The sequence below is a fragment of the Streptomyces argenteolus genome, from assembly GCF_042902585.1.
GTDB classification, from domain to species: Bacteria; Actinomycetota; Actinomycetes; order Streptomycetales; family Streptomycetaceae; genus Streptomyces; species Streptomyces argenteolus.
Genome location: NZ_JBIBEG010000012.1, coordinates 16126 through 41465 on the forward strand (window position 1 = coordinate 16126; position 25340 = coordinate 41465).

At 72.0% G+C, this 25340-nt stretch carries 26 protein-coding genes; 22 read left to right on the forward strand and 4 right to left on the reverse strand.

Translation table 11 applies throughout. The features are described 5' to 3' along the window. The first annotated feature begins 45 nt into the window (after positions 1-45). From ACFY8O_RS30725 to ACFY8O_RS30775, 11 genes are all read left to right on the forward strand, one after another. Positions 46-1302, forward strand: a complete 1257-nt coding sequence (locus ACFY8O_RS30725; protein ID WP_145809407.1) for a beta-ketoacyl-[acyl-carrier-protein] synthase family protein — start codon at positions 46-48, stop codon at positions 1300-1302. Next, on the forward strand, positions 1299-2438 hold the full coding sequence (locus ACFY8O_RS30730) for a beta-ketoacyl-[acyl-carrier-protein] synthase family protein (RefSeq protein ID WP_145809408.1): 1140 nt from the start codon (positions 1299-1301) through the stop codon (positions 2436-2438). Before ACFY8O_RS30725 ends, ACFY8O_RS30730 begins: the two co-directional genes overlap by 4 nt. Then, positions 2435-3385, forward strand: a complete 951-nt coding sequence (locus ACFY8O_RS30735; RefSeq protein WP_387908182.1) for a beta-ketoacyl synthase N-terminal-like domain-containing protein — start codon at positions 2435-2437, stop codon at positions 3383-3385. The genes ACFY8O_RS30730 and ACFY8O_RS30735 overlap by 4 nt, the downstream gene beginning before the upstream one ends. A 37-nt stretch (positions 3386-3422) precedes the next feature. Next, positions 3423-4541 carry a beta-ketoacyl synthase N-terminal-like domain-containing protein gene (locus tag ACFY8O_RS30740; protein WP_387908184.1) on the forward strand — a complete coding sequence of 373 codons (1119 nt, stop codon included), beginning with the start codon at positions 3423-3425 and terminating at the stop codon, positions 4539-4541. 33 nt (positions 4542-4574) lie between these two features. Next, positions 4575-4838, forward strand: a complete 264-nt coding sequence (locus ACFY8O_RS30745) for an acyl carrier protein (RefSeq protein WP_145809410.1) — start codon at positions 4575-4577, stop codon at positions 4836-4838. After that, positions 4835-5233, forward strand: coding sequence for a 3-hydroxyacyl-ACP dehydratase FabZ family protein (locus tag ACFY8O_RS30750; RefSeq protein ID WP_387908187.1), 399 nt, complete (start codon positions 4835-4837; stop codon positions 5231-5233). The genes ACFY8O_RS30745 and ACFY8O_RS30750 overlap by 4 nt, the downstream gene beginning before the upstream one ends. After that, positions 5230-5715: a 3-hydroxyacyl-ACP dehydratase FabZ family protein gene (locus tag ACFY8O_RS30755; RefSeq protein ID WP_387908190.1), complete on the forward strand. Its 486-nt coding sequence runs from the start codon at positions 5230-5232 to the stop codon at positions 5713-5715. The genes ACFY8O_RS30750 and ACFY8O_RS30755 overlap by 4 nt, the downstream gene beginning before the upstream one ends. Before the next feature lie 24 nt (positions 5716-5739). After that, positions 5740-6489 (forward strand): 3-oxoacyl-[acyl-carrier-protein] reductase, encoded by a 750-nt coding sequence (gene fabG / locus ACFY8O_RS30760; RefSeq protein WP_145809413.1) that lies wholly within the window; start codon positions 5740-5742, stop codon positions 6487-6489. A gap of 178 nt (positions 6490-6667) precedes the next feature. Then, positions 6668-7099, forward strand: coding sequence for a YbaK/EbsC family protein (locus ACFY8O_RS30765; RefSeq protein WP_387908480.1), 432 nt, complete (start codon positions 6668-6670; stop codon positions 7097-7099). 181 nt (positions 7100-7280) lie between these two features. Continuing rightward, positions 7281-8222 (forward strand): ATP-binding cassette domain-containing protein, encoded by a 942-nt coding sequence (locus tag ACFY8O_RS30770; RefSeq protein WP_387908194.1) that lies wholly within the window; start codon positions 7281-7283, stop codon positions 8220-8222. Positions 8223-8259: 37 nt separating this feature from the next. Next, on the forward strand, positions 8260-9105 hold the full coding sequence (locus ACFY8O_RS30775; protein WP_145809416.1) for an ABC transporter permease: 846 nt from the start codon (positions 8260-8262) through the stop codon (positions 9103-9105). Positions 9106-9234: 129 nt separating this feature from the next. Here the strand turns inward: ACFY8O_RS30775 and ACFY8O_RS30780 are convergent, their stop codons facing one another. After that, a complete protein-coding gene (locus tag ACFY8O_RS30780; RefSeq protein WP_387908197.1) occupies positions 9235-11196 on the reverse strand; it encodes an ABC1 kinase family protein in 1962 nt (653 codons plus the stop codon). 666 nt (positions 11197-11862) lie between these two features. Between ACFY8O_RS30780 and ACFY8O_RS30785 the strand changes: the two genes are divergently transcribed. Continuing rightward, positions 11863-12816: a helix-turn-helix transcriptional regulator gene (locus ACFY8O_RS30785; protein WP_387908200.1), complete on the forward strand. Its 954-nt coding sequence runs from the start codon at positions 11863-11865 to the stop codon at positions 12814-12816. Between the two features lie 94 nt (positions 12817-12910). Here the strand turns inward: ACFY8O_RS30785 and ACFY8O_RS30790 are convergent, their stop codons facing one another. Then, a complete protein-coding gene (locus ACFY8O_RS30790) occupies positions 12911-13363 on the reverse strand; it encodes a MarR family winged helix-turn-helix transcriptional regulator (RefSeq protein WP_145809418.1) in 453 nt (150 codons plus the stop codon). Further along, positions 13360-13971: a DJ-1/PfpI family protein gene (locus ACFY8O_RS30795; RefSeq protein ID WP_145809419.1), complete on the reverse strand. Its 612-nt coding sequence runs from the start codon at positions 13969-13971 to the stop codon at positions 13360-13362. Before ACFY8O_RS30795 ends, ACFY8O_RS30790 begins: the two co-directional genes overlap by 4 nt. Before the next feature lie 172 nt (positions 13972-14143). On the opposite strand from ACFY8O_RS30795, the gene ACFY8O_RS30800 reads away from it, so the two are divergent. The 3 genes from ACFY8O_RS30800 to ACFY8O_RS30810 all read left to right on the forward strand — a co-directional run bounded on the left by ACFY8O_RS30800 (position 14144) and on the right by ACFY8O_RS30810 (position 17064). Beyond that, positions 14144-15517 carry an aspartate aminotransferase family protein gene (locus tag ACFY8O_RS30800; RefSeq protein WP_145809420.1) on the forward strand — a complete coding sequence of 458 codons (1374 nt, stop codon included), beginning with the start codon at positions 14144-14146 and terminating at the stop codon, positions 15515-15517. A gap of 89 nt (positions 15518-15606) precedes the next feature. Further along, complete coding sequence (locus ACFY8O_RS30805; RefSeq protein ID WP_145809421.1) at positions 15607-16323, forward strand: GntR family transcriptional regulator; 717 nt, start codon at positions 15607-15609, stop codon at positions 16321-16323. A 90-nt stretch (positions 16324-16413) separates the two neighbouring features. Next, positions 16414-17064: a hypothetical protein gene (locus tag ACFY8O_RS30810; protein ID WP_145809422.1), complete on the forward strand. Its 651-nt coding sequence runs from the start codon at positions 16414-16416 to the stop codon at positions 17062-17064. A gap of 224 nt (positions 17065-17288) precedes the next feature. Here the strand turns inward: ACFY8O_RS30810 and ACFY8O_RS30815 are convergent, their stop codons facing one another. Next, complete coding sequence (locus ACFY8O_RS30815; protein ID WP_145809423.1) at positions 17289-18077, reverse strand: SLATT domain-containing protein; 789 nt, start codon at positions 18075-18077, stop codon at positions 17289-17291. 371 nt (positions 18078-18448) lie between these two features. Between ACFY8O_RS30815 and ACFY8O_RS30820 the strand changes: the two genes are divergently transcribed. The 7 genes from ACFY8O_RS30820 to ACFY8O_RS30850 all read left to right on the forward strand — a co-directional run bounded on the left by ACFY8O_RS30820 (position 18449) and on the right by ACFY8O_RS30850 (position 25031). Then, on the forward strand, positions 18449-18787 hold the full coding sequence (locus tag ACFY8O_RS30820) for a YbaB/EbfC family nucleoid-associated protein (RefSeq protein WP_145809663.1): 339 nt from the start codon (positions 18449-18451) through the stop codon (positions 18785-18787). A 61-nt stretch (positions 18788-18848) separates the two neighbouring features. After that, a complete protein-coding gene (gene recR / locus ACFY8O_RS30825; protein ID WP_073750344.1) occupies positions 18849-19448 on the forward strand; it encodes a recombination mediator RecR in 600 nt (199 codons plus the stop codon). A gap of 83 nt (positions 19449-19531) precedes the next feature. Next, on the forward strand, positions 19532-20191 hold the full coding sequence (locus tag ACFY8O_RS30830; protein ID WP_145809424.1) for a DUF5063 domain-containing protein: 660 nt from the start codon (positions 19532-19534) through the stop codon (positions 20189-20191). A 298-nt stretch (positions 20192-20489) separates the two neighbouring features. After that, entirely contained in the window at positions 20490-21761 is a 1272-nt protein-coding gene (locus ACFY8O_RS30835) for an aspartate kinase (RefSeq protein ID WP_145809425.1), read from the forward strand. After that, positions 21758-22822, forward strand: a complete 1065-nt coding sequence (locus ACFY8O_RS30840; RefSeq protein ID WP_387908207.1) for an aspartate-semialdehyde dehydrogenase — start codon at positions 21758-21760, stop codon at positions 22820-22822. The genes ACFY8O_RS30835 and ACFY8O_RS30840 overlap by 4 nt, the downstream gene beginning before the upstream one ends. A gap of 359 nt (positions 22823-23181) precedes the next feature. Next, complete coding sequence (locus ACFY8O_RS30845) at positions 23182-23757, forward strand: SigE family RNA polymerase sigma factor (RefSeq protein WP_031090798.1); 576 nt, start codon at positions 23182-23184, stop codon at positions 23755-23757. Continuing rightward, positions 23754-25031: a hypothetical protein gene (locus ACFY8O_RS30850; protein ID WP_387908210.1), complete on the forward strand. Its 1278-nt coding sequence runs from the start codon at positions 23754-23756 to the stop codon at positions 25029-25031. Before ACFY8O_RS30845 ends, ACFY8O_RS30850 begins: the two co-directional genes overlap by 4 nt. Positions 25032-25340 lie beyond the last annotated feature (309 nt).

A 25340-nucleotide genomic window follows, 5' to 3' on the forward strand; every position in this document is an offset into this window, starting at 1 on the left:
GCACGTGGCGAACCAGTGGTGACCAGGCCGTACCGAGGGAGTTTGATGTCTGACAGCCTTTCTGACGCGATGCGCGACGATGCGGCGTCCCGGGTCGTGCTGACCGGGTTCGGCGTGTTCTCCAGCATCGGTGTCGGAGCCGACGAGTTCGCCGAGGGCCTGCGCGCGGGCCGCAGCGGCGCCAAGCCGATCACCCTGTTCGACACCGAGGGTTTCGCCCACGCCAACGGGTGCGAGATCACGGGTGCCGAGCCGGAGCGCTGGATCCACAACCTGCCGGCCGAGACCCTGGGCCGGGCGACCACCTTCTCGGTGGCCGCGGCCCGTATGGCCGTCGAGGCCTCCGGAGTCGACCTCGACGCACTGCGCGCCATGCGCGGGATGATCTCGATCGGTACCACCGACGGGGAGTCCTACGACCTCGACCAGCTGGTGGAGACCGAGGTCCGGTCCGGGCCCGCCGCCATGGACCCGACCGTCGCCCGCCGTATCTCCCCCAACCGGCTGTCCATCGCCGCCGCCCAGGAACTGGGCCTGTCCAACGTCGACGCGGTGACCATCGCCACCGCCTGCTCGGCCGGCAACTACGCGATCGGCCAGGGCTTCGACGCCATCCGCTCCGGCGCGGCCGACTACGCGCTCTGCGGCGGCGCGGATGCCATGTGCCGCAAGACCTTCACCGGTTTCTACCGCCTCGGCACGATCGCCCCCGACGTCTGCCGTCCCTTCGACTCCGAGCGCAAGGGCATCCTGACCGGCGAGGGCGCGGGGGTGCTGATGCTGGAGAGCCTCGCCTCCGCCCAGGCGCGCGGCGCCCGCATCTACGCCGAGGTGCTCGGCTACGGGATGAACTGCGACGCCTACCACCAGGTCGCCCCGAACCAGGCGAGCGTCGCCCGGGCCATGCAGATCGCGCTGGAGAACGCCGGGGTGAAGGAGGAGGAGGTCGACCTGATCTCCGCCCACGGCACCGGGACCAAGGCCAACGACGTGACCGAGTCGCGCGCGATCCACGACGTGTTCGGTGACACCCCGCCGCGCACCGTGTCGCTGAAGTCGATGCTCGGCCACACCATGGGCGCCGCCAGCGCGCTCGCGGCGATCGCCTGCGCGCTCTCCGCGTACCACGGCTTCATCCCGCCGACCATCAACCATCGCGAGACCGATCCCGAGTGCGAGATCGACTGCGTGCCCAACGAGTCCGTCGAGGCGGACCTGCGCATCGTGCAGAACAACGGGCTCGCCTTCGGCGGCAACAACGCGATCGTCATCCTCGGCAGATACCAGGAGGGTGAACGGTGAGGCTTCCCATCACCGGAATCGGCGCGGTCGCGAGTATCGGCCGCAACGCGGGCGAGATCTTCACGAACCTCCGCGCGGGGCGCGGCGGTCTCGGCCCGATGCGCGGCTTCGACCACGACCTGTACACCGGCACCCAGCTCTTCGAGATCGACGACCGGCCCGAACCGGGGGTGGACCGTACGCTGCGGGCCACCGGATTCCTGCTGGACGCGGTCGGCCAGGCCGCCGCGTCGGCGGGGCTCGGCGACGACCTGTCGGACTGCCCGGTGCTCGTGGGCACCGGCCTGCGCGAGCTGCGCTCCGCCGAACTGTGGTGGCGCGACGGGGCGCCCTTCGGCCCCGAGCGGCTGCACTTCGGCACCGCCCTGCGGGAACGGTTCGGCGCCGCCGACACGCACACCTTCTCCAACGCCTGTTCCGCCTCGCTGTACAGCCTGGCGCTCGGCGCCGACCTGCTCGAACTCGACGAGGCCGAGACCGTGATCGTCGCGGGGGTCGACTCGATCACCGAGAGCATGTTCGGCCTCGCCGACCGGGTCCAGCCCGAGCCGCCCGGCGCGCTGCGGACCCTGGACGTGAACCGGAAGGGCACGATCCTCGGTGACGGAGCCGCCGCCGTCGTGCTGCGTCGCGAGGACCTCGCGGAGGCGGGGGAGACGCTGTGGGGCTGGCTCCGCGGGGTCGGGATGACCTGCGACGCCAAGCACCCCACCGCCCCCGACCAGAAGTACGTCGCCGAGGCGATCCGGCAGGCGCACCGCCACGCGGGCACGCGCCCCGCCGACATCGACCTGCTGATGCTGCACGGCACCGGGACCCCGCTCAACGACCTGGTCGAGGCCTCCGCGTACGCCGAGGTCTTCGGTGAGGACGCGGGCGGCCCGGTCGTCACCGGCATCAAGCCGATGACCGGGCACACCAGCGGTTCGGCGGGCGTCCTCAGCCTGGTCACCGCCCTGCAGGTGATGGCGACGGGCACGGTTCCGCCGCTGGTCGGGCTGGAGCAGCCCATCGAGGAGGCCGCCGGCTTCCGGCTGGTCCGCGACCAGGAGGCCGCGCACGAGGTCTCGCTCGCACAGGTACACGGATTCGGATTCGGCGGGATCAACGCCGTCGCGATTGTCGAGGCGCCATGAGCATCTTCGTGACAGGAGTCGGGGTCGCCCTGCCGGGCGCGGACTCCGCGGCCGAACTGGCCGCGGCCCTCCACCCCGTGGGCACGGTGGACCCCGCGGCGGACCTGGGGAAGAAGGGTCTGCGCTACAAGGACCGTGCCACCCAGCTCGGCCTGGTCGCCGCGCGGCGGGTGCTCACCGACGCGGGGCTGCTGCGCGACGGCACGCTCACCGCCGACGGCACCCGGGTGGCCGTGCTCGTGAGCTCCAACCTGGGCAACGTCGACACGGCCTGCCGGGTGGCCAGGACCATCGCGGAGGAGGGCACCCGCGGGCTCAGCCCGATGGACACCCCGAACGCCTCCAGCAACATCATCGCCTCCGAGATCGCGATCAGGTTCGGGCTGCACGGCCCCAACCTGATGGTCTGCAACGGACCGGCCTCCGGCATCGACGCGATGCGCTGGGCCACCGCCCTGCTGCGCTCCGGCCGTGCCGACCAGGCGGTCGTGGTCGGTGTGGAGCCGGACAACGAGATCGTGCGCGCACTCGTCGGCGGCCCCGTGGCCGACGGCGGCGCGGCGCTCGTGCTGGAGCACGCCGGAGCGGCCAGGTCCCGCGGGGCCACGGTCCACGCGGTGATCGGCGGCCACACCCGGGGAGCGGACGTGGCCGCCGGCTTCCGGGAGGTCGCCGCAGGAGAGAGCGCGGGCATCGCCGGCTGGTACGCCTCCGGCGCCGCGGCCAAGGCGCTGCCCGCCGATCTCCCGGGCCACGACCTCGCCGCGACCTGGGGGGAGTTGTCCGGGGCGCTGGGTGTCGTGCAGGCCGCAGCGGCGATCGGTGGCTTCGGAGCCGGCACGGCCGGCCCGGTGTGCCTGGTCGCGGGCAGCGACGAGGACGACGGCAGTGCGGCGCTGGTGCTCCGGCCGCCCTCCCCGCCGGCCTCCGGGCCGGGCGCGGTCTGAACGAGATGTCGGCCCCAAGGACTCTGAGCAGGACGGAATGACCATGACCTTTTCGGCGAGCGCGTCCGCGACCCTCAACCGGCCGGTGATCACCGCGTGGTCCGCGGTGTCGCCGTACGGCATCGGCAAGGACGAGTTTGTGGCCGGTGTGATGGCCGGCAAGGACGCCACGTCCGTACTGGACTCCGGCGAGTGGGCGGCGCCGGACGACCGGGCGTGCCTGGTCCCCGGCTTCGACCTCCGCGAGGTCCTCGGCAGGAAGGGCACCCGGTCGATGGACCGGGTGACCGGACTGGCCGTCACCGCGGTCCGGGACCTGCTGCGGGACAGCGGGGACAGGCGCACGGGCGGCGACGAGCAGACCGCCCTGGTGCTGGGCACGACCACCGGAAGCGCGCAGAGCATGATGGACTTCACCCGCGCCTCGCTGGTCGGCGAACGCCCCTTCTACGTCGACCCCTCACTGATGCCCAACGCGGTGATGAACTGCGCCGCCGGGCAGTGCGCCATCTGGCACAGGCTGAAGGGGCCGAACACCACGATCGCCGGCGGCCGGGTCGCCGGACTCTCCGCGCTGAGCTACGCGGCGGGCCTGCTGCGCGCGGGCCGCGCCGAGACCGTCCTGTGCGGCGCCGTCGAGGAGTTCTCCGACGCGCGGGCGTGGCTGGACCACCACCGGCGGAGCGAGGACGCCGCGGGCGCGCTGCTCGGTGAGGGCTGCGCCATGTTCATGCTGGAATCCGCGGCGGAGGCCGGGCACGACGGCCGCGCCCTCGCCGAGGTGCTGGCCGTGGAGTCCCGGGTGTACTCGGGGGCGGGGCTGCGCCCCGTGCTCGACGCCTGCCTCGGCGGCGTGCTGGCGCGGGCCGGCGTCGGGGCCGACGAGGTCGTCTCGGTCTCGGCCTCCGGTCTCGCCGGACGCGCCGGTGAGGAGGAGCGTGAGGTCCTCACCGCGCGCTTCGGCGCCCGGGCCCTGGACCGTGCCCCGTCCCTGGACGGCGTCGGCGACACCTCGGGCGCGTCCGCCGCGCTCCAGATCGGCTCCGTGCTGGGCGCCGCCGGGCGCGGGGAGCCGGCCGGGGGCATCGCCGTCATCTCCTCGGTGGACGACGACGGCCTGGTGGCCTGCGCCGTGATCCGCACACTCGCCGGCTGACCGGCCGGTCCGAGCGCAACCGGAAGGAAGAGCATGTCAATCGACGCGGTGGCCCGGCTCGATCGGGAAGAACTCCGGACGTTGCTGGCCGAGACCATCGACGCCGACGCGTCCGAGGTCGGGGACGGCACGGACTTCGTGGAGGAACTCGGGGTCGACTCGCTGATGGCCCTGGAGGTCGTCGTCGTCCTGGAACGGACGTACGGCATCAAGTTCGCCGAGCACGAGATGCGCTCGGTGCGGACGCTGGACAGCGCCTACGCCGAGGTGCTGCGCAAGCTGGGGGAGAGTCCGTGACGACGGCGGTCCGGGCCCGGCCGCGGACGGTGCGGGAACCGGGACCCGACACGGGCACGGGGAAGTGGTCCGCCCGGTACGCGGTGCCTGTCGGCGCGGACGAACCCGTCTTCGCCGGGCACTACCCGGACTTCCCGATCTTCCCCGGGGTGTGCGTGCTGGAGTGCGTGCGCACCGCCGCGGAGAGCTCCGTACCCCCCGAGGCCGGCCCCGTCCGGCTGGCCTCGGTGGAGGCCGGCCGCTTCCTCGCCGCGGTCCACCCGGGCGACGTCCTGGACATCGAGCTGGTCTGGGAGCCGCGCGGTGCGCACTGGCGCTGCACCGCCAAGGTGACGACCGGCCGGGGGCCGGCCGCCTCGGCCCGTCTGCGCTACCGGGGCGGGGTGGCACGGTGACCGGCCCCGGGGAGACACGCGCCGCGCTGCCCCACCGCTACCCGATGCTCCTCGTCGACCGGGTACTGACGACCGGCGCCGAGGAGATCCGCGCGGTCAAGGCCGTCACGCTGAACGAGCCCTGGTACGCCCGGCTCGGTTCCGGTCCCTCGGAGGCGGACTTCGCCTACCCGGACTTCCTGGTGCTGGAGTCCTGGACCCAGACCGCGGGTCTGCTGGCCACCCGGCCGGACGAGGAGGCGGCCGACGGCCTGACCATGCTGTTCGGCTCCATGAGGGACGTCGAGTTCCACCGGCCGGTGTTCCCCGGCGACGTGATCGAGCATCACGTCCGGCTGGTGCGGGCGGTGAACGACACGCTGGTCTTCGAGGGCGACAGCAGGACGGGCGGCGAGGCGGTGCTGACCGTCGGCACCGTCACCGTGGCCTTCCGTCCCCGCGAGCGACTCGACACGAAACACACCGGATCAGCGCCCCGCTGACCGGCTGCCGCGAGGAGAGAGAACATGACAGACGACAACGGGGCGCGCGTCGCCCTGGTCAGCGGGGGCTCGCGCGGCATCGGCCGGGCGGTCGTGCTGAGGCTCGCCGCCGAGGGGCACGACGTCAGCTTCTGCTACCGGTCCGACGAAGCGGCCGCACTGGCACTGGAGAAGGAGGCGGGCGAACTCGGCGTACGCGCCATGGCCGTACGGGTCGACGTGACCGACGCCGCCTCCGTGAAGGACTGGGTGGCGCGGACGGAGTCCGGACTGGGCCCGGTCGAGGTGGTGGTCTGCTCCGCGGGCATCACCCGTGACAACCCGCTGCTGCTGATGTCGGACGAGGACTGGCACAGCGTGCTGGACACCAACCTCGACGGCGTCTACCACGTCTGCCGCTCGGTGATCTTCGAGATGATGAAGCGGAAGTCCGGCACCATCATCAACATCTCCTCGGTCGCCGGCGTCTACGGCCACGCGACGCAGTCCAACTACTCCGCGTCCAAGGCGGGCATCATCGGCTTCTCCAAGGCACTCGCCAAGGAGGTCGGCCGGTACGGCATCCGCGCCAACGCGGTGGCGCCCGGCTACATCGAGACCGACATGACCGCCGAACTGACCGACAAGGTCAAGAAGGACGCCGCCCGGCAGATTCCGCTGCGCCGCTTCGGCCGCGCCGAGGAGGTCGCCGACCTCGTCGCCTTCCTCGCGAGCGACCGCGCCGCCTACATCACGGGCTCGGTGCTCCAGGTCGACGGCGGCATCACCGTATGAGTACCGCCCGGGTGGTGACATGACCGCGACCGGACACCCTCCGGGGCGCACGGACGCGCCACCGTCCCCCGGCCGGGCGGAGGCCGCGTCCGGTCACCCGGAGGACGCCGCACCGGACGGCCGGAGCACCTACCTGCGCCTGCGCCGGCTGGCGGACCTGCACGGGGCCGGCTACCGGATGATCCCGCACGCGCCGGAGGGCCGCACCGAGGCCGCCAGCGCCCTGCGCGGGCACGCCCTCGCGCAGAGCGCCAAGTCGCTGGTGGTCGAGGCCCGGCCGACCAAGCGGACCTGCCGTTACGTCCTGGCCGTCGTGCCCGGTGACCGGCGCGTCGACCTCGGCCGGATCGCGGAGCTGGCCGGCGGACGCAGGGCGGGCTTCGCGACGCGTGGGACGGCGGAGCGGCTGGCCGGCTCGGTCAGCGGCTCCATCATCCCGTTCTCCTTCCACCCCGAACTCGAGCTGATCGTCGACGAGGACCTCCTCCGCAACGAGGTGCTGTACTTCAACGCCGCCCGGCTCGACCTGTCCATGGCACTGCCCACCGAGGACTACGTGCGCATGGCACGGCCCCGCACGGCCCGGATCAGCGAGGCGCCGACGGGCTGAAAGGCCCGGACGCCCTTCGCGATCCAGGGTTTCCGCAACCTGCAGCGCCCCGGTTTCCGGCCGCTGCCCGGTTCTACGATCGCCACCCGGCGGCGGTGGCTTTTCCGAGCACACATCCGAACCGGGGCCAGCCATCGGGCCACCGGACACAGCAACGGAGGCCGAGCACGTGGCCAAACCCATGATTCAGGCAGTCGACGTAGTGAAGTCGTTCGGTGACGTGAAGGCGCTGGACGGAGTCAGCGTCTCCGTACCGGAAGGCTCGATCCACGGCTTGCTCGGCCACAACGGCGCCGGCAAGACCACCCTGGTGCACATCCTGTCCACGCTCCTCCCGCCCAGCGGCGGCTCCGCGAGCATCTGCGGCTACGACGTGACCGCCGACGCGGAGGCCGTACGCCGCTGCATCGGCCTGACCGGGCAGTTCGCCTCGGTCGACGAGCAGCTCAACGGACGGGAGAACCTCGTCCTCGTCGCGCGGCTGCTCGGCGCGAGCAGGCGCCAGGCCGTCGCCCGCGCGAACGAGCTCCTGGAGCTGTTCGAGCTGACCGACGCGGCGACCCGTCCCGTGCTCCAGTACTCCGGCGGCATGCGCAGGCGTCTGGACATCGCCGCCAGCCTCGTCGGCGGGCCCCGGGTCATCTTCCTCGACGAACCGACCACCGGCCTCGACCCGAACGCCCGGATCGGCGTGTGGGAGACCATCGAGCGGCTCGCCAAGGACGGCACCGCCGTCCTCCTGACCACCCAGTACCTGGAGGAGGCCGACCGCCTCTGCGAGCAGATCACCGTGCTCTCCGCGGGGAGCGTGGTCGCGGGCGGCAACCCCGCCGAGCTCAAGGCCGAGGTCGGCCAGCGCCTGGTGACGGTGACCCCGGCGTCGGAGAACGGCGTGCGGGACGCGGTGCACGCCCTGGAGAAGGCCGGCATCCGGGCCACCCCGCAGGAGTCGGGGACGGCGCTCAGCGCCCCGGTGGCGGCGGCCTCGGACCTCGCGGTCGTCGTGCGCGTCCTCAGCGACGCCGACATCGAGATCGCCGAACTCGCCTTCTCCGAACCGACCCTGGACGACGTCTACCTGACGCTGACCCACGAGCCGGCCTCGAAGCCGGTGTCCGCGTGACCGTCCCGACCACCCTCACCGAAGAAGGAGCCTCCCGATGACGGTCATCGACGCCGAGACCCCACCCCGACCGACCTCACGGACCGGCGTGAGCGTGTCCGAGGAGTGGGGCGGCAGCAGCCTGCTGACCCAGACCCTCGCGCTCACGGGCCGGTCCGTGCGGCCCTACCTGCAACCCGGCGTGCTCATCGTGACGTTCATCGAGCCCCTGGTGATGCTGCTGATGTTCGGCGGCGTGCTGCGCGCGCTCGGCGACACCGTCGCGCCCCAGGGGAGCGAGTTGTCGTACATCGCCGGACTGGCACCTGCGATCATGATCATCACGTCGGTGGCTGCGGGGGCGCAGGCCGGGAACGGGCTGATCAACGACCTGCGCAACGACGTGATCACCCGCTTCCACACGATGCCGATCTCCCGGTTCGGCGTGCTGCTCGCCCGGAGCCTCGCGGACGCCGCGCGGTCCCTCTACCAGCTGATCGCCGTGGCCGTGCTGGCCGCGCTGATCTTCGGCTTCGCCCCGCCCGGCGGCGTACCCGGCGTCGTCGGCTCGATCCTGCTGGCCCTGTTCGTCGGCTGGTCGATGAGCTGGATCTTCATCGCCCTGGCGGCGGTGCTGCGCAACGGTGACGTGCTGCGCATGATCACGACTCTCTGCACCTTCCCGCTGCTGTTCGCCTCCAACGCCTTCGTCGACCCGGAGTCGATGCCGGTCTGGCTGCGGGTCGTCGCCGAGGCGAACCCCATCTCGTACGCGAACGACGCGATGCGCGGCATGGTCGCCGGGCAGACCTCGGTCACGGAGCTCCTCACCACGGTGGGCGTCTCCTGCGTGCTGGTGGCCGTCTGCGCACCCATCGCGAACCGGTCCTTCCGGGTGCTGTGACCCACCGTCACGGCACCCCGTGACTGCTACCGGACCGCCCGTCGGCCGGGAGGCGCAGACCGCGCCTCCCGGCCGACGTGTGTGCCCGGCCCGCGTCCCGGGCCCGGAGCCCCGGCCCCGGGCGGGTGCTCAGCCCCGGCCCCGGGAGATGGAGAACACCACCCGGAGCACCAGGATGAAGCTGACCACCAGCAGGTTGTAGCCGATCAGCTGGCCCAGCGAGACGGACCCGATGATCGTCGGCTCGCCCCCGACGCTCAGCAGCACGGAGCCGACCAGTGCGATGACCCCGCCGAGGAACGTCAGCAGCACGTCGTGCACGAGTCCGCGCACGAAGCGCCGGTCCCGTTCGTCCGCCAGCAGCCGGATCCGGATGCCCAGCCGGCCGCCCTCCAGCGCGCTGCTGACCCGGTCCACCCGCCGCGGCAGCCGGCGCAGGACCGAGGTGAGCGAGATCGCCTCCTCGATCAGCGAGTCCTTGACCCGCTCGTAGCTCAGCTGCTCCTGGACCCGCGCGGCGGCGAAGGTGCGGGCCTGGGCGACGAGGTCGAAGTCCGCCACGAGCCGTTCCACCGTGCCCTCCACGGTGGCCAGGGCGCGGAAGGTCGCCGCCACCTCGGGCGGGACGGTCAGCCCGTGCCGCGCGACGAGCACGAAGAGCTCGGAGAACATGTCGCGGTGGGGCGTGCTCCCGGGGCCCAGGTACCGGGCCATGAACCGCCCCAGCGAACGCTCCAGCTGCCTCTCGTCGATCTGCTCCGGACGTTCGACGATCTCCAGCAGCGCGTCGCTGAGAGCGGCGGGGTCGTTGCGGTGGAGGGCCAGCAGCAGCTCCTGGAGCGCGGCGCGCATCCGCCGGTCGAGCCGGCCGACCGAGCCGAAGTCGAGCAGACCGAGCTCACCGCTGCTCAGCAGCAGGACGTTGCCCGGGTGCGGGTCGGCGTGGAACACCCCTCCGAGCGTGATCTGTTCGAGGATGCAGTCGAAGAGCTGCCCCGCGAGCTTCGCACCGTCCAGGCCGCGTTCGGCGATCGTCTCCCTGGCGGAGCTGAGCGGGACACCGTGCAGGCGCTCCAGCGTCAGTACCCGCCTGCTGCTGTACTGCTCGTACACACGGGGCGTGCGGATGGTGCAGACCGCCTTGGACTCCGCTGCCCCCGCCACGATGGCGGCCATGTTGCGGGCTTCCGTACGGAAGTCCAGCTCCTCGTGCAGCGAGACGGCGAAGCCGTTCATCAGCTCGCCGAGGCCCATGCTGCTCGCCCAGTTCGAGTGCTCCTCCAGTTTGTGGCTGATCCGGAACAGGATGTCCAGGTCGCGCTCCACCACCTGTGCGGCGCCCGGGCGCTGGATCTTCACCGCGACCTCCTGGCCGTCCTTCAGCCGTGCCAGGTGCACCTGGGCCATCGACCCGGCCGCCAGCGGGCGCGGGTCGAACTCGGCGAACACCGCCTCCGGTTCGCAGCCCAGCTCCTCGGCGAGCAGCTCCCGTACCCGCTCCCAGGGCTCGGCCGCCGCCTGGTGGTGGAGCGCGGAGAACTCCTCGACGTATTCGGCGGGGAGCAGGTCGTAGCGCGTCGAGAGCATCTGCCCGAGCTTGACGAAGGTCGAGCCCGCCTCCTCCAGCGCCCGCCTCACCTGCTGCGCGGAGTGCCGGCGTCCGGCGGAGGTCCCCTTCGGCGAGCCGGCCCGGGACAGTCCGCGCAGCGAGGGCGAGAGGCCGTTGCGGACGGCGATGGCGCTGAGTTCCGCGTAGCGGCGGGTGCGCACCACCCGGCGGCGCAGCACGCCGGGCAGCCGCACGATCTCGGTGAACCGGCCGCTGGGCAGCACGACTTCCGACACCGCGAGGAAGAGCATCGTGACGAGGATGCCGCAGCCCACCTGGACCGAGGTCATGGCCGGCCGGTGGCTGCTCGGGCCCATGGCCGCGATGATCTGCATCGTCGCCAGTACGCCGACGGTGCCGCCGAGCGCGGCCCGTATCGTGCCGATCCTGATGCCGAGCAGCCGCCGGGCACCCATGGAGAGCCCGACCAGGGTGCCCATGAAGAGGACGGGTATGAGGATCAGGAACGCTGTGTGCTGCATGGCAGAGCCTTTCCCGGACCGGAGTCCATGTGCGGTGCGGGTACGGGGAATCGCGCCTCCGGCGCCGGGGCCGCCGTTGTCGGCCGGCCGCTTTCGCCGTGCCGCCGGCCCGGCGCCGGCGGCCAATTCTCCGTGCCCGCACCGGAACCCTCCACCGAAGCCCGGTACAGGAAACTGCAGATGCGGGTGGGTGAGGTCCGGTCGCGACGGCGCGGTGCGGCGGCGGAGGACCGGGGCGGGCCGCCCCGCGACGGCGGTTCGCCGGGCCCGGGCGTGTCACCGGCGGTGACGGGCAGCCGGGCCCTGGCATGTTCCTGATGGTGGCGGGGGAGCCGAGGCGTGGCACCGGCGGGGGCGGAGGGCCGGGCCCTGGCATGTTCCTGATGGTGGCGGTCGGCCGGGTGCGGGCGTGTCGCCGGTGGTGGCGCGGTGCGTCGGCGGGGCGTGTCCCCCGGGCGCGGAGAGGGCCGGGCGGGCGGGTCCCCACGGCGGCGGATGGCCGGTTGTGCCGCCTACCCGGTCATGAGTGAGGGAAACCCGGGTGGCCGTGGCACCAAGCTGTCGCAATCGGTTCTCGGACACGTCGACTGTGCCGGACGCGGCCTAAGTTGACCACGTCAAGGGGGCGTGTTTCTGCCCGGAGGAAGCAACTGCCGAGAGGTTGACGTGGCTGATACGGGGATCGGTTTGGACGTGCGGTCGGAACTGCTCTACCGCACGATGCTCCAGCGTGCGACATGGCGGACTCGGGAACTGGCTCAGACTCTCGCATGGCCGGCGGATCAGGTGGTGCGGGTGCTGGACACCCTGCGGGCGGAGGGCCTCGCCGCCGTCTCCGGGAAGGACGGATCCGCCTCCCGGGCCGTCGAGCCCTGCATAGCCCTGCCGACGCTGCTCGCCTCGCGCATGCGGGAGGGCCGCTCGCCCCAGCCCTGCCCGGTCCGGATCGGCAGGTTCATCGCCCTGCACGAGCAGGCGGAACGTTTCGGTGACTCCGGCGAGGGCGGCGAGAACCGTCACGACGTGTCCGTCATCATCGAGCGGCTGGTCGCCAAGGTCGAGCGCGAGGTCGTCCTCCTCGTCCCGCACTACGCGGAAGGCGCCTTCGAGTTCTCCCGTCCCGTCGTGGACATGGTCCTGCGGCGCGGCGCGAAGGTACGCGCCGTGTGGGCCTCTTCGGTGATCAAGGCGCCGGGCGCCATGGCCCACGCCCAGTGGCTGTCGCAGGAGGGCGTCGCGCTGCGCTCGGTGAGCACCCTGCCGCCCCGCGCGATGATCATGGACGGAGCGGTCGCCGTCGTCGTCGACGAGACCGAGGGGATCCGGGTCGTACGGTCCGCCGCGGAGCTGGAACGCCTGAGCGCCCTCGCCGAGCGGTTCTGGGAGCGTGGGGCGACCGTCCGCCAGACGGGGCGCCAGCCCGTCGCCCCGACCCGCCGTCCCCGCTCGGAGGTCGTCCTGCGGCTCCTGTCGGAGGGCCTCACGGACGACGCGATCGCCCGCCGGCTGGGCTGCAGCGTCCGGACCGTGCGCAACGACGTGGCCTCCGCCATGGAGGCGCTTGACGCGCGCAGCCGATTCCAGGCCGGGGCCCGTGCCATGCAGGTCGGCCTGATCTGACCGTCCCCCGTTCACCGCCGGACAGGACGTCAGCTGCCCGGCGGACGCGGCGGGCCCGCCGTCCGCGGCTGCCCGCCGGCCGGCCGCGGTGCTCTCACCGGCCCTCCGCCGTCAGCGATTCCATCGCCACGGACAGCCGCTCCAGCACCCGCACGGTCTGCGTGAACCCCTCCTCGCCCAGCTCCTCGGCCAGCCGCGCCGCGAACGCCGCGTGGCCCGGGCCGATCCGGGCCACTGCGGACCGCCCCACCTCGGTGGGGCGGAGCAGCTTGGCCCGCCGGTGCGCCGGGTTCGGCACGTACTCCGCGAGACCCCTGTCCACCAGCAGGTCCGCGATCCGCTGCACGCTCTGCCGGGTGATCCCCATCGCCCGGGCGATCCCCGACACCGGGAGCGGCTCGGCGAGGACGGCACCGAGCACCTGCCACCACGCCGCCGTGAGCCCGGCGGGCTTGGCCAGTTCCTCCGCGAGGGACAGGAACTGACCGTTGAGCCGGAAGACCCCGAGGGCCGTCCGGCTGAAGCGGTCCTGGTCGGGGGTGCTCACGCCTGGAGTTCCTCGTAGGCGCTCGCGTCGGAGTCGTGGAAGAGGCGGTACCAGGCGTCCAGCTTCTTCGGCTCGTACACCCCGAGGAGGCCCAGGATCTCGCGGGCGAAGGCGACCGGCTCGGTGGGCCCCGCCGTGACGAGTGCGCCGCGTGCGGGCCCGCCGGCGTCCGTCACGGCGTCGGCCTCCACGTAGTGCGCACCGCCCGCGTAACCGGTCGCCGCCAGGTAGAAGGACACCGCGCTGGTGTGGGGGCGGTCGTCGAGCAGACCTTCGCGGGCCAGCCCCGCGGTCGCCCCGCAGATGGCCGCCACGGGCACCCCCGCCTCCAGGAAGGAGCGCGCCGCGCGGGCGAAGGGGGCGAGCGTGTCGCCGGTGTCCCAGAGGGCGGCGCCGGGGAGGATCAGCAGTCCGCTGTCCGTGGGATCGAGCGAGTCGAGCGCCAGGCCGGGCTGGACGCGCATCCCGCCCATGGAGGTGACGGGCGCGGTGGTGGGGCCGACGGTGCGCACGCTGTGGCCGTGCTGGGTGAGATGGGCGGTGGCGAAGCCCGGCTCCCAGTCGGCGAAGGTGTCGTAGACGGCCAGGTGAACAGTCGTGCCGGTCATGAGGGCCTCCCGATGCCGAACGAGCCTTATGACAGAAGGCTGTCATGATGGCAGCATGCTGTCAACCGGGGGAAAAGGGCCGGCCGGGACCCGACACCCTGCCGAGCCGAGCGGCGAAGGCCATACACAGTGGCCATGGAGGCCGGGCCGCGCCGCCGCCTACGCTCACCGCATGACCCCCGATGCCTCTCGCGCCCCGTACGCCGATCCCGCGGCGGGTGCGGCCGTGAAAGCCGCCGACCGCGCTCACGTGTTCCACTCCTGGTCCGCCCAGGGACTCATCGACCCGCTCGCCGTCGCCGGCGCCGAGGGGGCCTACTTCTGGGACTACGAGGGCAACCGCTACCTCGACTTCACCAGCGGGCTCGTCTTCACCAACATCGGCTACCAGCACCCCACCGTCGTCGCGGCGATCCAGGAACAGGCGGGCAAGCTGGCCACGTTCGCCCCCGCCTTCGCCGTCGAGGCCCGGTCCGAGGCCGCGCGCCTCATCGCCGAACGCACCCCGGGTGACCTGGACAAGATCTTCTTCACCAACGGCGGTGCCGAGGCCGTTGAGAACGCCGTCCGCATGGCCAGGCTGCACACCGCCCGGCCGAAGGTGCTGTCCGCCTACCGCTCGTACCACGGGGCCACGGCCACCGCGATCAACCTCACGGGCGACCCGCGCCGTTGGGCGTCCGACAGCGGGTCGGCCGGGGTCGTGCGCTTCTGGGCGCCGTTCCTCTACCGCTCCCCGTTCCATGCGCAGACCGAGGCGGAGGAGTGCGCCCGCGCACTCCAGCACCTGGAGGACACGCTCGTCTTCGAGGGCCCGTCGACCGTCGCCGCCGTCGTCCTGGAGACCATCCCCGGCACGGCGGGCATCATGACTCCGCCGCCCGGCTACCTCGCGGGCGTCCGCGAGCTCTGCGACCGGTACGGCATCGTCCTCGTGCTGGACGAGGTCATGGCCGGGTTCGGCCGCACCGGGTCGTGGTTCGCCGCCGGCCACTACGACGTCGTACCGGACCTGATGACGTTCGCCAAGGGCGTCAACTCCGGCTACGTGCCGCTCGGCGGGGTCGCCATCAGCGCCGAGATCGCCGCCACCTTCGAGACCCGCCCCTACCCCGGCGGCCTCACCTACTCCGGCCACCCGCTGGCCTGTGCCGCCGCCGTCGCGACGATCGGCGTGATGGAGGAGGAGAAGACCGTCGAGGCCGCGGCGCGTCTCGGTGAGCACGTGCTCGGCCCCGGCCTCAGGGAACTGGCGGAGCGCCACCCGTCGGTCGGCGAGGTCCGCGGGCTCGGCGCCTTCTGGGCGCTGGAGCTGGTCCGTGACCGGGAGACCCGCGAGCCGCTGGTCCCGTACAACGCCACCGGCGAGGCCAACGCGCCGATGGCGGCGTTCGGCGCGGCCTGCAAGCGGAACGGCCTCTGGCCCTTCATCAACATGAACCGGACCCATGTCGTCCCCGCCTGCAACATCACCGAGGCCGAGGCGAAGGAGGGTCTGGCCGCCCTGGACGCGGCCCTGTCCGTCGCCGACGAGCACACCGTGTAGAGGGCACCGGGCATGACGCCCTCCCCCGTGCCCGGAAGCGGGCACGGCTCTGGCTTAGGGTGACCCGGAGCCGAGAAGGGGAGGGCGTCATGGGTGCGAGCGGAGGTGTGACCCGCAGCACGCTGCGGCAGCAGATCGCCGACGCACTGCGTGACGAGGTGCTGGCAGGCCGACTGCAGCCACGCGTGGAGTTCACCGTCAAGCAGATCGCCGAGCAGTACGGGGTCTCCGCGACGCCCGTGCGGGAAGCGCTGTTCGACCTCTCGGCGCAGGGTCTGCTCGAATCCGACCAGCACCGCGGCTTCCGCGTCCGCGCGTTCTCCGTCGCCGACTACCGGTCGATGGTGGAGGCGCGTGCGCTGGTCATAGACGGGGTGTTCCGGGGGATCTTCGACGGCACCGGTTCGCCGGCCGCCGTGATCGACGCCCACCGGACGGCCCTCGTCTCGGTACGGCGCAGGGCGGAGGAGGCGGCGCGCGCGGCGCGCGGCGGCGATCTCGACATCCTCATCGGGTACGACCTGCGGTTCTGGCGGGAGCTCGGGGCGGTCGTCGGCAACGTCTACATCACCGATTTCCTGCAACGCCTGCGGATGCAGGCGTGGGCCTTCGCCGTGCCCTACCTGCGCGGGGACGCCGACGTGCGCGACTGGCTGTGGAACGGCCACCAGGAGCTCGTGGAGGCGATCGAGGCCGCCGACGGCCCCGCCGTGCGCGCCGTGCTGGACGCCTACTACACGCACGGGCTGAACTGGGCGGACCGGCTGGCCGCCGGTGATCCCCCGCACCCGGGCCACGGCGGCTGACCGTACGTCCTGCCCGCGGCCTGTGCGCGGGGTCCGGGTCGCATTACGCTGTCCCGACCACCTCACGAACCCGTTGGAGAGCGAGACTTCGTGGCCTGTGACCTGTGGCTGGTCCCCCTCGTCGATGTGCTGTGCCACAGCCCCGACAATCCGTTCGCCGAAGAGATCGCCGTCTACGACAAGGCGTTGACCGAGGCCGGGCTCCCGCCCGTGCCCGTCTATGCCTACATGCCCGGCCTCACCGGGGACGTCGCCCCGGTCGCGGGCTTCGACTACGACGCGCTGCACTTCCTGCGCCGCGCCTACCTGCTCACCCTGAGCGGACTCGCCGTCACACCCGTGGGCGAACTGGGCGGGGACTACGAGCAGTTGCTGGAGATGTTCGAGCAGAGCGCGCAGGAGTCGCACCTGGTCTGGCACTACGACCACGCCGGGGCGTACGTCCCGGTGGACTTCCCGCACCCGCTCTCCGGCGACCAGCTCCTGGAGGGCGGCGGGCCCCTGGGCTCGGCGCACGGTCTGCTGCGGGAGCTGGAGTTCGTCGCGCCGTCCATCGGGATCGACCCGGCCAACCCGCCGGCCGCGCCGCTCCCGCCCGCCGGTCCCACCTCGCTGGAGGAGCCGGCCGCCCCGGCTCCGTACGACGACCATCCGTTCGCCAGGGAGCGTCACGTCTGGCTCGGCCTGCACGCGGCGGCGACCCGCAGCCTCGCGCAGGGCTCGATGATCATCTTCAGCTGACGGCCGCCGGGCGAACGCGGCACCGCCTGCGCGGGCCGTGACAGCGACGGAGCCGCCGCCGACGGAGCCGCCGCCGACGAGGCCGGCGCCGGTGGAGCGCGGCCCGCTCGCCGGTGCCGGCTCCGGCGATCGCCGGGGTGCCGCCCGCGGAGATCGCCGGGGCGGCGGGCCGAACGATCACCGGGACGGCGGGCCGGGGATCACCGGGGCGGCGGGCCGAACGGTCACCGGGGCGGCTCCGGCGGTCGCTGGCGCGGCATGTTCGGCCGGGTCACCGAGGGCATGGTGAGCCGTCCGGGAGCGGTGCCCGGCTCCGGGCGACCGCCCGGTCCGCCCGACACCAGCGACTGCATGCCCATGGGCGCGGGTCCGGCACGGAACTCCACCATCCAGTCCGCCGTCTCCATGCGGACGAGCTCGGTGACGTCCTCCGAGAACCGGCGCAGGACCCCCAGGCACCGCTCCGCCGCCTCGCTGGCGGTGCCCTCGGTCGGCCCGAGCATCTCCCGCACGCACTCCGACGACCAGTCGAACTGCAGCACCTGGAGGCGCCGCTGCACGGCCTGCGCCGTCGCGAGATTCCTTATCCAGCCGGAGGTCAGGCCGAAGTAGCGGTCGCACGCCATGCACGCGGCGCCCAGCAACAGCGACAGGTAGCCCCAGCCGGCCGACCCGTGCAGTTCTCCGGTCAGGTCGAGCAGCGGCAGGGCGGCGCCCGCGACCACCCCGGCCGCGGTGCCGAAGCGGAGCAGCCGGGCCGTGCGCCGCTTGCGGATACGGTCCCGCAGATACCAGTCGGCGGTCTCCAGGGCGCCCGCCTCGACCCAGCGGTAGAGCTCGTCGAGCCGCTCCGCGGGCTCGCCCCAGTCGCCGAGGGGGAAGGCGCGTCCGGTCAGGTCCCGGGGGCTCGAACCGTAGCGTGAAACGGACTGCCCGGTTCCGGTACCTGTACCGGATCCCGCGCCGGACTCCTTGCGGGGCGGCCCTTCGGGCTGCATCTCCGGCTGACTCACCGGGGCACTCCTCTGCACTCTGGGTCCGGCGCGTATCGGCGCGTATCGACGCGGGATCGGCACGGTTCTCGGTCACGGGAGGGTCGGATCCCCGGCATATGACCGGGGCCCACCCGTGTAACTCTGCGTTACCTTGGATGTGCGTACGGGTACGGCTACGCATGCTCTTCCTACCGCCGAATGGTGGGCCATGGGGTCGAAATCGCTGGATTCCCGGGTGTGCACGGCCTCTGGTCAGGTATAGGAGCACACCAGGCGCTTTCCAGATCTCACCCGAAAGAGTTGGTCTCCGGCGGGTGGGGCACGGCGTCCGGGGAACACGTAGGCTCGGCTTACCGAAACAATCCGTTGTCGAAATGCCAGGAGTGACCGTGATTCCCGGTGGTGGTCAGCCCAACATGCAGCAGCTGCTCCAGCAGGCCCAGAAGATGCAGCAGGACCTTGCCGCGGCCCAGGAGGAGCTGGCCAGGACCGAGGTCGACGGACAGGCGGGCGGTGGTCTGGTGAAGGCCACCGTGACCGGGTCCGGAGAGCTTCGCGCCCTGGTCATCGACCCGGGGGCCGTGGACCCCGAGGACACCGAGACGCTGGCCGACCTCGTCGTCGCCGCCGTCCAGGCGGCCAACGAGAACGCGCAGCAGCTCCAGCAGCAGAAGCTGGGCCCGCTGGCCCAGGGTCTGGGCGGCGGGATGCCGGGCCTCCCGTTCTGACCTCTGTGGCTACCCGGGCGTACCGGCTACGGTACGAGCAGGAAATAGGAAAGGCGTTCCGTTGTACGAAGGCGTGGTTCAGGAGCTCATCGACGAGCTGGGCAGGCTGCCCGGCGTCGGTCCCAAGAGCGCGCAGCGGATCGCCTTCCACGTCCTGCAGGCCGAGCCCACCGACGTACGCCGTCTGGCCCACGCCCTCCTCGAGGTGAAGGACAAGGTCCGCTTCTGCGAGGTCTGCGGGAACGTCGCCCAGCAGGAGCAGTGCGGCATCTGCCGCGACGCGCGCCGCGACCGGACGGTCATCTGCGTGGTCGAGGAGCCGAAGGACGTCGTCGCGATCGAGCGGACCCGTGAGTTCCGCGGCCGGTACCACGTGCTCGGCGGAGCGATCAGCCCCATCGAGGGCGTCGGCCCCGACGACCTGCGCATCAGGGAGCTGCTGGCCCGGCTCGCGGACGGTTCCATCACGGAGCTGATCCTGGCGACGGACCCCAACCTGGAGGGCGAGGCCACCGCGACGTATCTCGCCCGGATGGTCAAGCCGATGGGCCTGCGGGTCACGCGGCTGGCCAGCGGGCTCCCGGTGGGCGGCGACCTCGAGTACGCGGACGAGGTCACGCTCGGCCGCGCCTTCGAGGGGAGGCGGCTGCTCGATGTGTGACCCGGCGTCTGACTGCGACTTTATGTGCGACGGCGCTATGTTCTACCCACCGTTCGCGACCGTGCCCACGGGAGGTCTCCTCGATGTCTGACGCCACGCTGAACTCCGTCACGCAGGACCCGGACGACTTCGCCGTCCAGATCGCGGACCAGATCAAGACGTTCATCGTCGCGGTCACCGAGGTGTCCAAGGCCGAGGAGCCCGAGGAGGCGGTCCCGGTCCTGCTCCTCCAGGTCTCCCAGCTGCTGCTCGCCGGCGGCAGGCTCGGCGCGTACGAGGACATCCTCCCGGACGAGCGCTACGAGCCGGACCTGGGCCCCGAGCCGGACGCCGACGGGCTGCGTGAGCGCTTCGCGGAGCTCCTGGAGCCCATCGACGTCTACTCCGAGGTCTTCGACCCGTACGAGCCCCGCAAGCCTCCTGTGCCGCACCGCATCTCGGACGACCTGGCCGACCTGGTCACGGACCTGGGGCACGGCCTCGCGCACTACGAGGCGGACCGCACGGCGGAGGCCATGTGGTGGTGGCAGTTCTCGTACTTCTCCAACTGGGGCTCCACGGCGTCGGCGGCGCTCCGCGCCCTCCAGTCCCTGATCGCCCACATCCGGCTCAACCAGCCGCTCCAGGAGCTCGACGGCCTGGACACGGACCAGGACCCGGGAGACGGGGACCTGGCCGAGGAGGCAGGCCGTGTGATGGCGGAGGAGATCGCGGGACCGCTGGGACTGCGGCCGGTCCTGTAGCCGCCCGGAGGCGCGTGTCTGTCGCGCCCGCGCTGCTCGCGGGGGCTGCCGTGGCCGCTGCGCCCGCATGTCCGGAGACGCCTGCTGTGGCTGCCGTGGCCCCTGTGGGCCCCTGTGTCCTGGGACACAAAGAGGCGTGCGGGGCGAGTGAGTGGGGCAGCAGCCCCGTACGAGCGGTTCGGAGCGACACGCCGTACCGGGTGGTGGGCGGGACATCTCACCATATGGTATCGACGGGTCGATTCCGGGCTGCTCGTTAAACTGAGCCGACCGCACCATTATTGAGCGAGGAGCGCACGTGGGCCTTGTCGTGCAGAAGTACGGAGGCTCCTCCGTAGCCGATGCCGAAGGCATCAAGCGTGTTGCCAAGCGAGTCGTCGACGCCAAGAAGAACGGCAACCAGGTGGTTGTCGTGGTGTCCGCGATGGGCGACACGACGGACGAGTTGATCGATCTCGCCGAGCAGGTATCCCCGATGCCTGCCGGGCGTGAGTTCGACATGCTGCTGACCGCCGGAGAGCGGATCTCCATGGCCCTGCTGGCGATGGCGATCAAAAACCTGGGGCACGAGGCCCAGTCGTTCACGGGCAGCCAGGCCGGTGTCATCACCGACTCGGTCCACAACAAAGCGCGCATCATCGATGTCACGCCGGGGCGCATCCGGACGTCGATCGACGAGGGCAACATCGCCATCGTCGCCGGGTTCCAGGGCGTGAGCCAGGAGGGCAAGAACATCACGACCCTCGGCCGCGGCGGGTCGGACACGACCGCCGTCGCGCTGGCCGCGGCGCTGGACGCCGAGGTCTGTGAGATCTACACCGATGTGGACGGCGTCTTCACCGCCGACCCCCGGGTCGTGTCGAAGGCCCGGAAGATCGACTGGATCTCCTTCGAGGACATGCTGGAGCTGGCGGCGTCCGGCTCCAAGGTGCTGCTGCACCGCTGCGTCGAGTACGCACGTCGTTACAACATCCCGATCCACGTCCGCTCGTCCTTCTCCGGACTGCGCGGCACCTGGGTCAGCAACGAGCCGCAAGGGGACCAGCAGGTGGAGCACGCCATCATCTCCGGAGTCGCCCATGACGTCTCCGAAGCCAAGGTCACGGTCGTCGGCGTGCCCGACAAGCCGGGCGAGGCCGCGGCGATCTTCCGCGCCATCGCGGACGCCGAGATCAACATGGACATGGTGGTCCAGAACGTCTCCGCCGCCTCGACGGGCCTGACGGACATCACGTTCACCCTGCCCAAGGCGGAGGGCCGCAAGGCCATCGACGCCCTGGAGCGCAACCGGGCCGGCATCGGCTTCGAGTCGCTGCGCTACGACGACCAGATCGCGAAGATCTCGCTCGTCGGCGCGGGCATGAAGACCAACCCCGGCGTCACCGCGGGCTTCTTCGAGGCGCTGTCCGACGTCGGCGTGAACATCGAGCTCATCTCGACCTCGGAGATCCGCATCTCCGTCGTCACCCGCGTCGACGACGTCAACGAGGCCGTGCGCGCCGTGCACACCGCCTTCGGCCTCGACAGCGACTCCGACGAGGCCGTCGTCTACGGGGGCACCGGCCGATGACCGGGCGCCGCCCTTCGCTCGCGGTCGTCGGCGCGACCGGGGTGATCGGCGGCGTCATGCTCCAGATCCTCTCGCAGCACGAGGACGTCTGGGGCGAGGTCAAGCTGATCGCCTCCCCGCGTGCGGCCGGCACCAAGCTGGTCGTACGCGGCGAGGAGACCGAGGTCCTCCCTCTCACCGAGGACGTGTTCGACGGGGTGGACGTCGCCCTGTTCCTGGTGCCGGACGAGGTGTCCGCCCGGTGGGCGCCGATCGCCGTGGCCCGTGGAGCCGTGGTCGTGGACGACTCCGCGGCTTTCCGACTGGACGACGACGTTCCCCTCGTCGTCCCCGAGATCAACTCCCATGCCGCGCGGCTGAGGCCCCGCGGCATCGTCGCGTCCCCGAACTGCACGACGCTCTCGCTGATCGTCGCCGTCGGCGCCCTGCACGCCGAATTCGGCCTGCGGGAACTGATCGTCTCCTCCTACCAGGCCGTGAGCAGCGCGGGCCGGGACGGCGTCGCCGTGCTCCGCGAACAGCTCGCCCTCGTCGCGGGCACCGAGCTGGGCACTCGTCCCGGCGACGTGCGCAGGGCGCTGGGCGAGGGGGACGGGAGCCCCTTCGCCGCCCCGGTGGCGCTGAACGTGGTGCCCTGGGCCGGGACCGACGCCGGCGACGGCTGGTCGTCGGAGGAACTGGCCATCCGCGCGGAGTGCCGCAAGGTCCTGGGGCTGCCGGACCTCAAGGTGGCGGCGACCTGCGTGTACGTGCCCGTCGTGGCGACCCACTCCATGTCCGTGCACGCCCGCTTCGAGAACGAGGTGGCGGTGGAGCGCGCGCACGAGATCCTTGCCACCGCGCCGGGTGTGGTGCTCTTCGACAATCCGGCGGCCGGGGACTTCCCGACACCGTCCGACGTGGTCGGCACCGACCCGACCTGGGTGGGGCGGGTGAGACAGTCGATGGACGATCCGCGTGCCGTCGAGATGTTCATCTGCGGAGATAATCTCCGAAAAGGCGCAGCCCTCAACGTGGCCCAGATCGCCGAGTCGGTAGCCGGGGAATTCACTCGGATCTGATCGAAAGTCTTTTGTAGGATCTGTGTGCGCCCTGTGGGTAACTCGATGATCTGAACCTCTTGAGCTGGGGCGTCGTCTTATCCGACGATGATCTCCTGGCCCTCTGCAACCGCTGGCCGATTGCGGCGCGTCTATGTCGTCACTTCTTGCGTGGCCGGCCACGTTTTCGGGGCATTTGGGGAAGAGCAGGTACGAATGAGGGCGTGTCGCACAGCATCGAACGAGGTGCCGTACGCGTACAACCCTGACGGGGGGCAGCGTGTCCAACTGGCGTGGCAGAGGTTCTCGACATCACAGTGGTGGGCCCGTTGCGAGGCGCTTCCGTGCGCCCGCTCCGGAGGCCCCGCGCACCCGGCGGCATGCCGGTGATCGCGCCCATGCCCGCTGCGCGTCCCACGCGGCTGCCTTCGCAGCGCGAGGGCGCTGAAGAGACCGTGGCGGCAGGAACCACGGTCGACCATCTCACCGAGACCTATCGGGCGCACTACCGTTCGCTGTTGGGCCTGGCGGCCCTCCTGCTGGACGACACGGCCTCCTGCGAGGACGTCGTGCAGGAGGCGTTCATCCGGGTGCACTCGGCGCGCAACCGGGTGCGTGACCCGGAGAAGACCCTCGCGTATCTCCGCCAGACCGTCGTCAACCTCTCCCGCTCCGCGCTGCGTCGGCGCATCCTCGGCCTGAAGCTGCTCTCCAAGCCGATGCCCGACATGGCGAGCGCGGAGGAGGGGGCGTACGACCAGCTGGAGCGGGACGCGCTGATCAAGGCGATGAAAGGGCTGCAGCGCCGACAGCGCGAGGTGCTGGTCCTGCGTTACTTCTCGGACATGACGGAGGCGCAGGTCGCCGAGACGCTCGGCATATCGCTCGGCTCGGTGAAGGCGTATGGCTCCCGGGGCATTGCGGCACTGCGCGTCGTGATGGAGGCGCAGGCATGAGCAGGCCCGAGCACAGGCACGACGATGACCGGACTGGAAACGGAATTGTGAACCACGGGCCGGAGGACATGCCGAACACCGATCCCGAGCAGGACGGTGAACGGAAGCAGGGTGAGGAAGCGCCCGACGGTGCGGAAGCGGCCTCAGGGACCGGCACCGCGGGGCGCGGCGCCGGAGGCGGTGGCACGCTGACCGAGCTCTTCGGAGGCGGCGCGGGCGGTGGCCGCTTCGGGGGCGGCGGCACCGGCGGTCGCTCCGGCGGCGGTGGCGGCGAGGACCTGGACGAGGCGGCGCTGCGCCGCATGCTCCAGGGCGCGGTCGAGGGGCTGGAGCCCTCGGACGGCACCCTGGACCATCTGCACCGCGCGGTACCCGCCCGACGCGCCAGGAGGCGTCAGGGCGTCGTGGGGGCGGCTGCCGCGGCGCTCCTGATCGGTACGGCGGTTCCCGCCTTCGTCCACGTGGCGAACTCGGACGGCTCGACCAGCGCCAGCCCCGCGATCGCCGGACACGGCGAACAGGCCCATGGGGGCAGCGGCGAGGACGCGGGCACCGCGTCCGACGGCGGCAGGACGGCGGGACCGGCGGACAGCCGGAACGGCGGCGGTGAAGGCGCGGCGGGAGACTCCGTCGCTCCGTCGCAGGGTGTCGACCCGGACGCCGAGGGGGGCGCGGGCGACGGCGACGGCGACTCCCCGGACGCCCACGCTGCGGCCACCGCGACCTGCGGTCCCGGCCAGCTCGGGGTCGCCTCCGCCGAGACCGGTGCTGCGGGCGCGGACGGCACGGTGTACGGGACCTTCAGGATCGCCAACGTGTCGGGCGACGACTGCTCCGTCACGAGTAACGGCTCGGTCGGCTTCCGCGCCGCGGGCGCGGCCGATCCTGCCAAGATCACGGTGGTGCAGCACATCGCGGGTGACCCCGCGAGCGCCCTGCCTGACCCCTCGCTGGAGCCGGGAACGGTTCTGCTGAAGCCGGCGATGGCCTACGAGGTGCGCTTCGCCTGGGTCCCCTCGGACACCTGCCCCACCAGCGGCGGTTCGCCCAGCCCGACGCCCACGGACGGAGTCGGGGGCGGCGGTGACGGTACGGGTACCGGCACGGGAACGACGGACGCGGCCCCGCAGTTCGGCAGCGCGGACGAGGGACCGGCGGACGGCAGTGTCGCGGTGACGCACACCCCGGAGTCGGGAGCACCGACCGCGGAGGCCACGATCTCCAACGCCTGCGCCGGAACCATCTACCGCACCGGCGTACTGAACGCCACGTAGCCGGATCCCGGGGCCCGGGATCCGGGCCGGGGACGGTCCGCGACCCGGGACGGGGACGGTCGGGCCTGGGACGGGGACGGTCGTCGGGTACGGGGTCCTCTGCGGGGACGGACGGCGAGGGACGGGCGGCGAGGGACGGGCGGCGCGGCGGTTCGGCCGGAGACCGAAACCGGAGACCGGGGACCCGGGGACCGGGGACAGTTGCCGGTGACGGGGCGCGCACCGCCTGCCGGGCGAAGGCCAGGTACGTCAGGGCTGCGGATCCGCCCGGCTCCTGGGCGCTGCGAGGCCGCTGCCGACCTGATGCGA